Source organism: Lapillicoccus sp., assembly GCF_025353065.1.
In the GTDB taxonomy this organism is placed as follows: Bacteria; Actinomycetota; Actinomycetes; order Actinomycetales; family Dermatophilaceae; genus Lapillicoccus.
In genome coordinates this window covers 1-12,512 of the sequence record NZ_JANXRJ010000086.1, presented here as the reverse complement: position 1 = coordinate 12,512, position 12,512 = coordinate 1, and the positions used below count along the sequence as shown (strand labels likewise).

The window sequence follows — 12,512 nt, the reverse complement described above, 5'->3', positions numbered from 1 at the left end:
CGCGCACCCGCCAGCACGGCGGGTGCGCGCCTCAGCCGTGCGAAGTGCGCACCAGCACCGGCCGGTCCATCACGCTGACCTGGACACCCCGCCCCGTCGGGAACGCCGAGGCGTCGTGGGAGGCCACGTCGGCGAGCACTTCGACGCCCTGATCCGTGAGCAGGCGGACGCGGGTGACGGACCCGAAGAAGCTGGCGGCCACGACCGTGGCGCGCTGGCCCGGCATGCTCCCGTATGCCGTCGCCGACGAGTTCTCCTCGGGCAGGGGTTCGAGGTGGACGGCCTCCGGCCGGACCAGGGCCTCGATGACACTGCCCTCGGGGGGCGCCGTCCCGTCGATGCCGACGACCTGGCCGAAAAGCGCTGCGCGGCCGTCACGAACGAGGCCGGGCAGGTGGTTCATGGTGCCGACGAACTCGGCCACGAAAGGGGTCGTCGGTCGCTGGTAGAGCTCGTCGGGCGGGGCGCACTGCTCGACGACACCATCCCGCATCACGGCGATGCGGTCGGCCATCGACAGGGCCTCCTCCTGGTCGTGGGTGACGAAGATCGTCGTCACCCCGAGCTCGAGCTGGATCCGCCGGATCTCCTCTCGCAGCTGCACCCGCACCTTCGCGTCGAGCGCCGAGAGCGGCTCGTCGAGGAGCAGCACCCGGGGCTGCACCGCGAGGGCGCGGGCCAACGCCACCCGTTGCTGCTGGCCGCCGGACAGCTGGTGGGGGAACTTGTCGGCGTGCGCCGCGAGCCCGACGAGGTCGAGCAGCTCTGCCGCGGCTCGGCGCCGGTCCCGGCCGCCCTTGCCGCGGATCCGGAGCCCGAAGGCGACGTTGTCCGTCGCCGACATCGTCGGGAAGAGGCTGTAGCCCTGGAAGACCATGCCCATCTCGCGCCGGTGCACCGCCGTCGTGACGACGTCGCGACCGCCGACGAGCACCGATCCCGCATCCACCTTCTCGAACCCGGCGAGGATCCGGAGCGCGGTGGTCTTGCCGCACCCGGAGGGGCCCAGCAGCGCGACCAGCTCGCCCGCGCCGACCGAGAGCGAGAGGCCGTCGAGAGCCCGGGTGGAGCCGAAGTCGCGGACGACGTCGACGAACTCGACCGCCGACCCTCGGGACGTGTCAGGGTCGGAGATCCTGGCCGTGCTGCCCGTGACCGTCATCAGGACTCCTTGGGGGATGAGGGGGTGGCCCGGCGCGGACGCCCGAACCGCCGTGCACTCCGCGGTCCGGCAGCGGCGGCGATGAGCAGCAGGAGGACCCAGATCGTGACGAGGCTGAGCAGGGAGAGGCCGACCTGGAGCTGGCCGTCGGTGCTGCCGAACTGGCTCAGCCAGACGGGGAACGTCCCGAAGCTGAGGATCTTGGCAATGGTGAACTCGCCGAGCACCAGCGCGAACGCGAGCAGGGCGGCGTTGAGGATGGCCGTCCGCAGGGCCGGCACGACGACGAGCCACAGGGTCCGACCCCAGCCGGCCCCGAGGTTGCGTGCGGCCTCCACGAGGGTGGGGACGGCGGAACCGGTGAGACCGGCATCCAGGGCCCGGTAGGTGAACGGGAGCGCCAGCACCGTGTAGACCAGCGCCAGCAGGACAGGGGGGTTGCCCTGCAACGCGTTCATGACCGACGGCAGCGGGCTCTGCGCGAGGGCGTCGCTGCTCGACATCGTGATGAGGTCCCGCACCCCGACGACGAGGGCCACCGGCGGCACGACGAGAGGCAGCAGGCACGCGGCCTCCAGCCACCGCTTGGCGCCGGGATACCTCAGGTGGGCGAGCAGCATCGTCGGCACCATGAGGATCGTCGTCAGCACGACGGTCCCGACACCCAACAGCAGCGACTGCTGGAAGGCCGGCTGGAAGCCCGGCGCCGAGAAGAAGGCGGTGTAGGCGTGGAAGTCCACGCCGGTGGCGCTGTTGTGGATCGAGAAATAGAACGAGGCGAGCGCCGGACCGGCGAAGTAGACCGCGGCCAGGCCGAGGACGAGCACCCGCCAGACCGTCGCGACAGCGGGGCCGCGCTGGGTCACCGTAGCCATCGTGAGGTCCGTCGCTGGAGGGCCTGATAGGCGAGGGTGAGAGGCACGACGATGAGGATCATGTTGAGCGCCAACGCTGCTGCGAGGTTGTCCTGACCCACGAGGACGTTGCCGGAGACCGCTGTGTCGATCTGCAGCGGGGTGATGGCCAGGGTCCCGTTGGTGAGGGCGGATGCCGTGGCGAACGCCGACAGGGAGCTGCAGAAGAGCAGCAGCAGCGACCCGAGCAGGCTCGGCGCCAGCACCGGGGCGACGACCAGCCGCCAGTACTGCCAGGGCCGCGCGCCCAGGCTGGCCGCCGCCTCACGCCACTGCGGACGGATGCCCTCGAGCGCCGGGGTGATGACGAGCACCATCAGCGGGATCAGGAAGTAGAGGTAGACGAGCTCGACCCCCTTGAGGGAGTAGAGGCTGAAGTGAAGGTCGTCCAGGTTGACGCCGAACCACGAGTGCAACGCTGTCGTGAGGACCCCGGCGGTGCCGAGGACGGCGACGAACAGGAACGCGAGCGGCAGCCCCCCGAAGTTCGCGAGCACGGCGGACGAGCTCGACACCGCCTGCCGGACGAACGTGCTGCGCAGGCCACAGATCTGCCACGCGATGAGCAGCCCGGCGACCGCCGAGACGACAGCGGTGACGAGGGCGAGCTGCAGGCTGTTCAGGAGCCCGGTGCGATAGATCCCGGTCAGCGAGTCGACCCAGTTCTGCAGGGAGAACGCCGTGACCCCGGTGGTCGGATCGGCACGCTGGAATGCCGTGAGCAGCACGAGCGCACAGGGCAGCAGGAAGAAGGCGGAGAGGAACGCGACGAACGGCGCGAACCCCCACCACGTCGCGGGCGTGGGGCGGCGGTGAGCCCGGCCCGACCGGTGGGGCGAATCACCCTGTGACCGTTGCGGCGTCGGCTCACTTCCCCGGCCACCGCCACGGGCCGGCGCCGCGAGGACGCCGGCCCGGGACAGGGCCGTGGACGGCTCAGCCACCGACGGTCGCCGGCCACTTCTGGGTGAGGACCGCCTTGGCTGCGGCGCCCTGCGCGTCGGTGGGGAAGACCGGGTCCCCCGTGACCTTCGGCAGAGCCGCGGCGAGGGTCGCGTCGATGGTGCCGGCGGCCGTCATGGCTTGCTCGTTGGCCGGTCGGGCGCCGCCCTTGAGGAATCCGTTCTGACCCTCCACCGAATAGAGGTACTCCTGCCAGAGGCGGGCGGCCGCGGGGTGCGGCGCCGTCTTGCTGATGGCCTGGACGTAGTAGCCGGGGAGATGACCGTCGGCCGGGACGACGACCTTCCACGACCCGCCCTTCGCGTTGAGACCCGACGCCTTCGCCGCGTTGAGGTAGTCCCAGTCGAGCACGATGGGGGTCTCGCCACTCTCGATCGTGGCTGCACTGGCCTGGACCGGCTTGTAGACGCCGCTCTTGGCCAGCGCCCCGAAGAAGTCGATCCCTGGAGCGATGTTGTCCAGGGAGCCGCCCTTCGCGAGGGCGACCGCCCAGACCGCCTGGAACGCGGCGTTGGCCTTGAGCGGGTCACCGTTGAGGGCGACCTTGCCCTTGTATGCCGGGTTGTCCAGCGCCGCGAACGACGTCGGGCACGGGCTGACCTTGGCAGCGTCACAGCCGATCGAGACATAGCCGCCGTAGTCGTTGACCCACTCGCCACCGGCGGACTTCAGGGACGCCGGGATCTGGTCGAAGGTCGCCACCTTGTAGGGAGCGAAGAGGCCTTCCTTCGTCCCGCTGACCGCGAACGCCTGGCCGACGTCCACGACGTCCGGGGCCCGGCTCTGACCCTTGAGGCTCTTCATGGCCGCGATCTCGTCCGCGGAGGATCCGTCCGGGTTGTCGTCGGTGATGGTGATGCCGTACTTCTTCTGGAAGCCGTCCATCAGCTCGCCGTAGTTCGCCCAGTTGCGAGGTAGGGCGATGACGTTGAGCTTGCCCTCCTTCTTGGCTGCGGCGACGAGGGCGTCCATGCCCCCCGCGGCGGACGCCGAGCTCGCGGTGGCGGCGCTCGTACCACCGCCTCCCTCCGTCGAGGCAGCGCTGCTGCCGCAGGCGGTGAGGCTGATCGCAGCCACGAGGACGAGACCCCCCAGGGGGATCGCGTGGTGGTCTTTCACGGTGGGACTCCATCTGCTCGGGACAGCCGTACGGGTTCGGCTGCGGATAGATGGTGGAACGCCCGGCTGAGAAGGAGACCCGCGTCGGGTTGACGTGGGGTGAACTGTGGGTGAAGGGCGCCCGGACGGGAGCGATCGTCAGCGGATGCGCGATTGCGCCCCGACCAGCTACCGGACAGGGACGCGCGAACTAACCCGACCAGCGCTGTGTGAGGTGGTCGACGATCGGGCAGGTAAGAGGGAGCGGCACGCCACGGGTGACCGGCCCGTCGCCGACAACGAAGATCTGAGGAGCATCGTGAGCACCACACTGACCGGCAAGAAGATCGCCTTCCTGGTTGCCAACTCTGGCGTCGAGCAGGTCGAGCTGACCACCCCGTGGCAAGCGGTCGAGGATGCCGGGGGCGTCCCGGTGCTCGTGGCACCGGAGAAGGACACCGTGCAGGCGTTCACCAACGATGTCGAGAAGGCCGACACCTTCGAGGCCGACCACGCCGTCTCCGAGGTCTCCGCAGCAGACTTCGACGGGCTGGTGCTGCCGGGGGGGACCACCAACCCGGACGCGCTGCGTCTCGACGACGGGGCCGTCGACCTCGTGAAGCAGTTCGTGGCTGCGGGCAAGCCGGTCGCCGCGATCTGTCACGGGCCCTGGATGCTGGTGGAAGCCGGTGTGTTGCAGGGGAAGACCCTGACCAGCTGGCCGAGCCTGCGGACCGACATCCGCAATGCCGGTGGCACCTGGCGCGATGTCGAGGCCTCCACCTGCCCGGCCGAAGGGTTCACCCTGGTCACGAGCCGCAACCCCGACGACCTGCCGGCGTTCAGCTCTGCGGCGGTCGCGGCTTTCGCCGGAGCCTGAGCCGCCCCGTCACCGCTCGGACGGGGCCCCAGGACCGGGCTGCCGACCTGGGCGAGAAGTTCATCGGAAGGACTCCGGGATCGCACGCATGACGTCGGGGAAAGGAGGGTACGAGCCCCTGGACGTCGGGCCGACGGCGGACTCACCTATCGAGGAGTGACGGCATGCATCCAGCCGGACCCCAGTTCCCCCCCCTGTTGACGCCTGCCGAGGTTGCCGAGCTCTTCCACGTCGACCCCAAGACGGTGGGTCGGTGGGCCGCCAAGGGAAGGCTTCGCAGCGTCCGAACTCCCGGTGGGCACCGGCGGTTCCTCAGGTCCGAGGTCGAGGCTGCCCTGTATGCGGGGCGCAGGGTGGCGACCGACACCGCCCTCTCCGTGAATGAGCCTCGGCACGACTGAGCGGGCTCGCCGCTCACCCGCCTTTCTCGGCTCCGACCCGATCAGAACGAGGCGATCGGCTCAGGCGGCCATCCGCTGGAGCAGTGCCGTGTGGAACAGCTCGTCCAGGGGGATCCCGGCGGCTCGGGCCATCATGGGGATCACGCTCTGGCGGGCGAAGGAGCAGTAGAGCCCGGCCTCGAGAAACCACGCTCGACCCTCGGGGTCGATCCGGAAGTCGAAGAGGCTGTAGTCCCGGCACCCCAGGGCGAGGTGGCAGGCCCGCGCGGCGTCCCAGACGACCTGGGTGAGCGGGTCGCCGGAATCAACGATCCAGGCCCTGCTGACGTCCTTGGCCACGAGATTGAGGTCGCCACCACCATCCCTGCTGATCTTGTCGTCGAAGCCGCGGATGGGCTTGGTGGTGGGGTCGACGGCATACTCCTCGAGCGGAAGGCAGACGAGGTCGTCCCCCCTGACGACGATCCCGCACCTCACCTCCCGGCCCAGCTCGACGAACGACTCGACCAGGGCCTCGTCGGAATGCGTCCACGCCGCCTCCAGGGCGGCGTCGAGCTCGGCAGGCTCGCGCACCAGCCCGACCCCGAGCGAGTTGTCGGAGTTCACCGGCTTGACGACGACAGGCGGCTCGAGCGACGGGCGCATCCCGGGACCGAGTACCTCACCGCGAGGGACCCGCACGCCGGCCGCGGCCACCACCGCCTTGGCGCGCGCCTTGTGGGCTGTGAGGGCCATGACGTCAGGAGTGTTTCCCACGTAAGGGATTCGCAAGACGTCGAACAACCCTCGGTAGTGGGTCATGCCCGGCAGGCAGAACATCTGCGGCACCATGACGTCGATCGAGAGGGCCCCGATCCGGTCGATCGCAGCACCGACGCTCATGGCCGGCGCCGCCTCGATGGCCGCGTCGCTCAGGTCGGTCGGGAAGCGCCAGCCGCCGTCGGGAGAGACGTAGGCCACCGAGGGCTCGTAACGTCCTGGGTCGTGGATCGACTCCAGGCAGTCTCGGGCATACAGCCGCGAGAGATCGGCGGAGAAGTCGTTGACCGCGGAGCCGACGAGGTGCAGGACGCGCAGGGCCATCGGTCAGTCCCCCGCTGCCTCGACGAGCTTGCCGATGTTGAAGTCGATACGGATCCACGCCTTGCGGTGCCTCAGGTTCTGCAGGAGGAGCCACGGCATCTGCACGTGGTGGGCCATCAGGAAGGGCAACGGGTCCGACCAGGCGAAGATGGCCTCCTTGCCCCGGAGCACGGTGCGGAGCCGCTCGGGGAACGATGCCGGATCCGCCATCAGTCGCCACAGCTCGTGGTAGAGCCAGTAGGTCGGCCGGCTGGCTGCGAGGGGCTCGATCCTCGACCGGCCGGACTCGAGGTAGGCGGCCGCGAGATCGGGGTGGTCGTAGAACATCGTGATGGCCGAATGCGTCCGCGGGTTGCACTCGATGGCGTAGACGCGCCCGTCGTCGGCCCGGATGAAGTCGAACGAGACCTGCCCCGTGAGGTCGAGCGCCTTGACGAACCGCGTGACCCACTCCGTGATCTCGGGCTGCTGGACCATCTCGTAGTTGACCTGAAAGGGAGAAGAGGTGCAGCAGCAGTGTGCCTGGACGATCCCCTCCCGCACGGTGCTGTGCGTGCAGTACTCCTGGCCGGGGATGAACGCCTGCATGATCCAGGGGTTGCTGACCGAGATCGGCAGCGCCTGGACGAATGCCATCGTCTCCGCCGGCGACGGGAGTGGCAGCTGAGTCAGGTCCAGCCGGTGCACCGGGTCGTAGGCGATGCTCTTGAGGATGTAGGTATCGGCCTTGCTCCGGAAGTCGAAGTCGACCACCTGCTGGGGCGACGTGATGAGGTGGAAGTCAGGCACTGACAGACCCAGCTTCGTTGCCAGAGCAGAGAACTGGTACTTGTCGTCGAGCGTCGTCACCACCTCCGGATCAGCCGTGAGGACGTCGCAGTAGGCAGCCAGGAAGCGCTTCGACAGGGCGTCGTACTGGCTGGCCACCGGGCTGCAGACCGGGACGTAGACGTCGACGCCCTCGCTCGTGACCACGTCCCTGAGCGCCTCGAGGTAGCCCACAGCGTCCGGTGCGGGGACAGTGTGGAACTGCGCGACGGAGTTGGAGAACCGGTGCCCGGTCAACCGGTACTTCGTCGACTCGACGAGGATCACCCGGTGGCCGGACTCGTGGAACGACCGGGCCAGCTGGAGCGCCTTGGTCATCTTCCCTCCGCTCACCATGATGGTTCGGGGGTCTGCGGCGAGGCGGCGCCGCGGTTTCACCCACACCCCGCGGACGAGGGCCACGATCGTGAGGAGCAGGTTCCCGGGAAGGGCCAGGAGGAGGAGGACCAGCGCGCCGACCGTCTTCAGGGCCGGGTCCGGCGACCCTGGGCCGCTCGTCGTCACCGGAGATCCGGAGCCGTGGGCCCCTCGCCGTACCCGGCCACCATGCCGCGGTGCATCACCCGGTCGCCGACGACATCCGAGTGGTCACCTCGATGGAGGACGCAGCCGTTGTCCCACATCACGACGTCACCGGGGGACCAGGCATGCCGGTAGACGTTGTCCGGGGCTGTCGAGTGCTCGAACAGGTAGGCGACCATCTCGGCGGCCTCGGTCGACCCCATCCCGCTGATGGCCGAGCACCGCTGGGGCGTCGACATGTAGAGGGCGGTGCGACCGGAGATGGGGTGGCGTCGGAAGATGGGGTGGTCGGCGGACGTCTCGTCGTCGTCGCCGAGCTCCAGCCCTGTGACGACGTGCGTGATGTGCCGTCCGCTGAGCGTGTCCACCACCTCGGGTGGCAGGGTGTCGAAGGCACGGTACTGGTTGGTGAAGAGGGTCTCCCCGCCCTGCGCCGGGATGGTGACGGCCCGGAGCGCCGTATACGCGGGAGGTCGCCTCAGGTAGCTGGTGTCGACGTGGAACGTGCTGCGTGGCGGTTCCGCCCGCCCGACGTTGCTGATGACGTTGAGGTCGGGAAAACCGGGGACCGGGACCTCACCCTTGGCGAAGGCGAGATCCCCGAACTGTCGGAGGAAGGCCAGGAACGCCGGGTCGCCGACGTCCTGGCCCGGGAAGACCACCACCCCGTGCTCCGCGAGCAGGGCACGGAGGGCCGGGATCTGGTCGGACGTCAGGTCGCCGATCTGCAGGTCGGTGACCTCGGCGCCCACCGGGCGCCACGTCGAGGTCTCCATGGTCTACCTCGTTCCGGACATGGGACAGGTTGCGTCGCAACGGTTCTCAGTCATGGGGGGTCTCCTCCGGCGTGTCCACCCTGCGGATCAGCGAGAGCCCGTCCCGCAAGGGAAGGAGCACCTGCTCCACACGCGGATCGGCCGCCACGGCGCCGTTGAAGGCAGCGATCGCCGCACCGTTCGGTGTCGACGCGCGTGAGGTGTAGGGCTGACCCTGCATCAGCGTGTTGTCCACGCAGATGAGGCCATGGCGGTCCAGCAGGTCGCCGGACAGCAGCACCTCGAGGTAACCGAGATAGCCCGCCTTGTCGGCGTCGATGAAGACGAGGTCGAAGCGGTCACGCGCGGCGCACAGCGCATCGAGCGTGTCCGACGCCGGTCCGACCCTGACGTGGATCTTGTGACCGTCGGGGGACTCCGCGAAGCAGCGCCCCGCGAACGCCGCGACCTCCGGATCGAGCTCGCAGGCCACGACCTGCCCGTCGTGCGGGAGGGCCTCCGCCATGGCCAGCGCCGAGTAGCCCGTGAACATCCCGATCTCCAGCACCCGGCGGGCCCGGGTCAGGTGCACGAGGAGCTTCAGGGTCTGACCCTCGACGTGGCCGGACAGCATCTCCTGCTCCACCGGGGTCTCGCCGGCATACCGGCTCCAGTCCTCGGCCGCGGTCCGACGCGCCAGCTCACGCAGCGCCGGCGACTCCGGCGTGGTGCACAGGTCGAGGTAGGGGTCCAGCCCGTCGGCGAGCTCCCAGGCACGGCGCAACCGCACCCGGAGACCCAGCTCGACGCCTCCCATCGCGTCGAGCTCCTCGGTCAGCTCGGCCAGCTCCGCAGCCAGGATCCCGAGGGGGGTGACGGGCCGGGCGGCGTTCACCGGAGCGAGAACGGAGGTCATGGACTAGACCGCCCGGAGGACGTCGTCACGCGACTCCCAGGACATGAACATGTCCTCGCCCGCGCCGTCCCGGGGGTAGTCGCGACAGACGCCCTTGTGCAGCTCGACCATCCGGTCCAGCTCGCTCGTGGTCAGGTCGTTCAGGAAGACGCAGCTGCCGATGGGGCTCGGGACGGCGGCCCTCAGCAGGCCGTTCCTCGTCTGGAGGATCGACTCCGTGGCCTTCCGCACCAGCTCGGGCGTGAGGTACGGGCTGTCGATGGCCAGACCGATGCGGCTCATGAGTCGGATGACGCGGTCCCGGTCGCCGACGGTGATGGTGCCACGCGCGGCGGCGATCGTCGTCGACAGGGCCATGTCGATGGAGATGGCGTGGCCGTGGAACATCGGGGTCTCGGGGGTCAGCTCCAGCGTCGGGCTCCAGGTGTGACCGAAGGCGATGACGCGATCCAGATCCAGCTCCTGAAGGTTCGGCACCTCGAGCCGCAGCATCGTGTCGATCGCGTCATAGGTCACCCGGTGCGCGACCTCCCGGATGTCCTCGGTCCCGTCGAGGTGGCCGAAGCGGGTTCGCAGCAGGTCCTCCCCGTGCTCCTCGAGCAGGCCGAAGATGCCGTTGTTGGCGACGACGGCGATCTTGAGCAGCTCCGCCATGCCGTTGCGCACCTGGTCGGTCGGCAGGGTGCGGAGGAAGGAGAAGTCCAGGATGACCTTCTGGGACGCGTGGTAGGCCCCGAGCCGGTTCTTGGCCTTGCCGTGGTTGACGGCCACCTTGATGGACACGCTGGCGTCGATGAGACCGATCAACGTGGTGGGGACGCGGATGTAGTTGGACGAGCGACGGTAGGTGGCGCAGGCCAGACCCGCGACGTCGGTGACCAGGCCACCTCCGACCACGAGCACCGGCTCCTTTCGCAGCAGGCCGAACTCACCGAAGGCGTCGACGATCGTCTCGAGCGTGCGCAGGGTCTTGTCGGTCTCCTTGATCCGGACCGTGAGCACCGTCAGGTCGATCCCGTAGGCGTCGAAGTAGGCCGTCATCTGCTCGTGATGGTGCTGGTGGACGACCTCGTCCACGACCATCAGGCAGCGTCCGAACACCTGATAGCTGTCGGCGATCTCGGTGTTCCCGATCGCGAACGCGCCGTCGACGTAGACCAGGCTGTAGTCGATCTTCTCGTAAGCCTCGACGTGGAACGCCTTGTCGGTCACTGTGACCGAAGCCGAAAGGGTGCTCATGATGCTCCTCCGCTCTGGTGGCGGGCACGCGTGTGCGACGCGCGCAGCTCCGCGAAGTCCAGCAGGCTCACGACCCGGCGGGCCGCCGTGAAGTCCTGCCCTGTGGTGTTTTCGTTGGGAAAGGCGACGCAGCCGAGCCCGGCCGCCACTGCAGCGGTGACCCCGTCCACGTTGTCCTCGATGGCGACGCAGTCGCCGACCTCCTCCTCGAGGTGGTCGAGCGCGAAGGCGTAGGCCGCCGCGTCCGGCTTCGACCGGTCCACGTCTGAGGCGTCCACGATCAGGTCGAAGTCGGCGGACGCGAGATCCGCTCCCATCGCGCCGATGAGTGCCGCGATGTTCTCGGCCGAGGTCGTCGTCACGAGGGCGACCTTGACCCCGTCGCTCTTCGCGCTCCGGAGCGTGTCGACGACGCCCGGCCGAGCCGGGACCTGCGTGTCGGCGAGCTTCTTCTGGAACAGCGTGGACTTCGTCCGATGGACGGCGCTCGCGTCGACCTCTTGCCCCCGCGACGCGGCATAGGCCGCGACCCGGTTCTGGCCGCCGCTCTCTCCCAGCATGGCGACATAGTCGTCACGATCCCAGTGCCATGCGAGGCCGTGCGCGTCGAACGCCTCGTTGAACGCCTGTCGTTGCAGCTCGGAGGTGTCGGCGATCGTGCTGATGGAGCCGAAAAGAATGGCAGCCATGCCCGTTGCTCGTTTCGGTTTTCGGAGCGCTACTGCGGGGGCACGTTGTTCGGCCTCATTCACGTCCTCGACCGCCCTCCGTCACACGGCTCGCGTGTCGATCGGAGAACGTCTACCCATAAAGGTCCATGACGCGAGCGCGAAGCGCATCTGACCTGAGGGTCGACTTCCCCATCCTCTCGCCGGAGGTGGGGAGGGGCCACGGAATCGGTTTTCTCCCGACGTGCTTCGGGTAACGTGACGCGATGGGTTTCGTGGACGTCGTCGAGCTGGTGGGCAAGGTGATCGACACCGCGGGCGTTGCGGTCGTGGTCGCTGGGGCCCTGGGTGCTGCCCTCGCCACGGTCACCCGGCTTCGGGGAGGCGAGACCGACACCTACGGCAGATTCCGCCAGCAGCTCGGTCGCTCCATCCTGCTGGGGCTGGAGTTCCTCGTTGCCGCCGACATCATCCGCACCGTGGCCGTCACACCGACCCTCGGCAGCGTTCTCGTCCTGGCCGTCATCGTCCTCATCCGCACGTTCCTCAGCTTCTCGCTCGAGCTGGAGATCACCGGCCGCTGGCCATGGCAGAAGCAACAGGGAGCGTCACCGACGTCCTGACGTCGCACATCCCTGACCACCGGGACGCCCCACCTGCGGCCTAGACGCAGTCACGCTCCGTCGTGACCTCGCAGCCACCACCCGCACCGCCGTACAAGGACGACCGTTCACCCGTTCACGTGGTCGTCGGGTGGATTCCCGTGCCCGTCGGGCGGGGCCGAGGCGTTCTGGCCGTCCCGGGCGAAACTGACCTCGACCGTCTCGAAGCCCTTGGTGCGTTGGGCCCGCGCCGCGTCGGCGTAGGTCCGCCGGTCGCCGTGGGTGAGGTCGACGTTGTCGGTGAACGGGGTCAGGAGGGCTCGTGGCGTGAGGTTCTTGGACAGCACCACGTTGATCTCCACCGCCATGACGAGGGAGACCGACGCGAGGTAGAGCCAGGCGATGAGGGCGAGGATGAAGGCGAATGCGCCGGTGGTCTCCGAGGTGTTCTTCACCACATGTTGGACGTATGCCGTGCCCA

General features: G+C 68.9%; 13 protein-coding genes and 1 pseudogene. 3 read left to right on the top strand and 11 right to left on the bottom strand.

Features of this window, described 5'->3' with window-relative positions; translation table 11 throughout:
- Window positions 1–31: 31 nt before the first annotated feature.
- Genes Q0R63_RS07330 through Q0R63_RS07315 form a run of 4 tightly spaced genes read right to left on the bottom strand, consistent with a single transcriptional unit; the run spans window position 32 to window position 4,158 of the window.
- Window positions 32–1,162, bottom strand: a complete 1,131-nt coding sequence (locus Q0R63_RS07330) for an ABC transporter ATP-binding protein (protein WP_295695830.1) — start codon at window positions 1,160–1,162, stop codon at window positions 32–34.
- Window positions 1,162–2,037: an ABC transporter permease subunit gene (locus tag Q0R63_RS07325; protein ID WP_295695828.1), complete on the bottom strand. Its 876-nt coding sequence runs from the start codon at window positions 2,035–2,037 to the stop codon at window positions 1,162–1,164. The genes Q0R63_RS07330 and Q0R63_RS07325 overlap by 1 nt, the downstream gene beginning before the upstream one ends.
- Entirely contained in the window at window positions 2,025–3,020 is a 996-nt protein-coding gene (locus Q0R63_RS07320) for an ABC transporter permease subunit (protein WP_295695827.1), read from the bottom strand. Before Q0R63_RS07320 ends, Q0R63_RS07325 begins: the two co-directional genes overlap by 13 nt.
- Window positions 3,013–4,158 (bottom strand): ABC transporter substrate-binding protein, encoded by a 1,146-nt coding sequence (locus Q0R63_RS07315; RefSeq protein ID WP_295695825.1) that lies wholly within the window; start codon window positions 4,156–4,158, stop codon window positions 3,013–3,015. The genes Q0R63_RS07320 and Q0R63_RS07315 overlap by 8 nt, the downstream gene beginning before the upstream one ends.
- A gap of 295 nt (window positions 4,159–4,453) precedes the next feature.
- Here Q0R63_RS07315 and Q0R63_RS07310 point away from each other — a divergent pair, with 295 nt between their 5' ends.
- Together Q0R63_RS07310 and Q0R63_RS07305 are read left to right on the top strand one after the other, a co-directional pair.
- Complete coding sequence (locus Q0R63_RS07310; RefSeq protein ID WP_295695832.1) at window positions 4,454–5,017, top strand: type 1 glutamine amidotransferase domain-containing protein; 564 nt, start codon at window positions 4,454–4,456, stop codon at window positions 5,015–5,017.
- Between the two features lie 164 nt (window positions 5,018–5,181).
- Window positions 5,182–5,418 (top strand): BldC family transcriptional regulator, encoded by a 237-nt coding sequence (locus tag Q0R63_RS07305; protein ID WP_295695822.1) that lies wholly within the window; start codon window positions 5,182–5,184, stop codon window positions 5,416–5,418.
- Window positions 5,419–5,478: 60 nt separating this feature from the next.
- Here Q0R63_RS07305 and Q0R63_RS07300 read toward each other — a convergent pair whose 3' ends face one another.
- From Q0R63_RS07300 to Q0R63_RS07275, 6 genes are read right to left on the bottom strand one after another with little or no spacing between them, the layout of a single operon-like run.
- The gene (locus Q0R63_RS07300) at window positions 5,479–6,501 is read right to left on the bottom strand and encodes a hypothetical protein (protein ID WP_295695820.1); all 1,023 of its coding nucleotides are present in this window, start codon (window positions 6,499–6,501) and stop codon (window positions 5,479–5,481) included.
- A 3-nt stretch (window positions 6,502–6,504) separates the two neighbouring features.
- Complete coding sequence (locus tag Q0R63_RS07295; protein WP_295695818.1) at window positions 6,505–7,833, bottom strand: hypothetical protein; 1,329 nt, start codon at window positions 7,831–7,833, stop codon at window positions 6,505–6,507.
- A complete protein-coding gene (locus Q0R63_RS07290; protein ID WP_295695815.1) occupies window positions 7,830–8,627 on the bottom strand; it encodes a TauD/TfdA family dioxygenase in 798 nt (265 codons plus the stop codon). Before Q0R63_RS07290 ends, Q0R63_RS07295 begins: the two co-directional genes overlap by 4 nt.
- 46 nt (window positions 8,628–8,673) lie before the next feature.
- Window positions 8,674–9,522, bottom strand: a complete 849-nt coding sequence (locus Q0R63_RS07285; protein WP_295695813.1) for a class I SAM-dependent methyltransferase — start codon at window positions 9,520–9,522, stop codon at window positions 8,674–8,676.
- A gap of 3 nt (window positions 9,523–9,525) precedes the next feature.
- Entirely contained in the window at window positions 9,526–10,761 is a 1,236-nt protein-coding gene (locus Q0R63_RS07280; protein WP_295695811.1) for a sedoheptulose 7-phosphate cyclase, read from the bottom strand.
- Window positions 10,758–11,450 carry an HAD-IA family hydrolase gene (locus Q0R63_RS07275; RefSeq protein ID WP_295695809.1) on the bottom strand — a complete coding sequence of 231 codons (693 nt, stop codon included), beginning with the start codon at window positions 11,448–11,450 and terminating at the stop codon, window positions 10,758–10,760. Before Q0R63_RS07275 ends, Q0R63_RS07280 begins: the two co-directional genes overlap by 4 nt.
- Window positions 11,451–11,695: 245 nt before the next feature.
- On the opposite strand from Q0R63_RS07275, the gene Q0R63_RS07270 reads away from it, so the two are divergent.
- Window positions 11,696–12,052 (top strand): DUF1622 domain-containing protein, encoded by a 357-nt coding sequence (locus Q0R63_RS07270; protein ID WP_295695807.1) that lies wholly within the window; start codon window positions 11,696–11,698, stop codon window positions 12,050–12,052.
- A gap of 107 nt (window positions 12,053–12,159) precedes the next feature.
- Here Q0R63_RS07270 and Q0R63_RS07265 read toward each other — a convergent pair.
- Window positions 12,160–12,512, bottom strand: a pseudogene (locus tag Q0R63_RS07265) (ribonuclease BN); the annotation flags it as partial.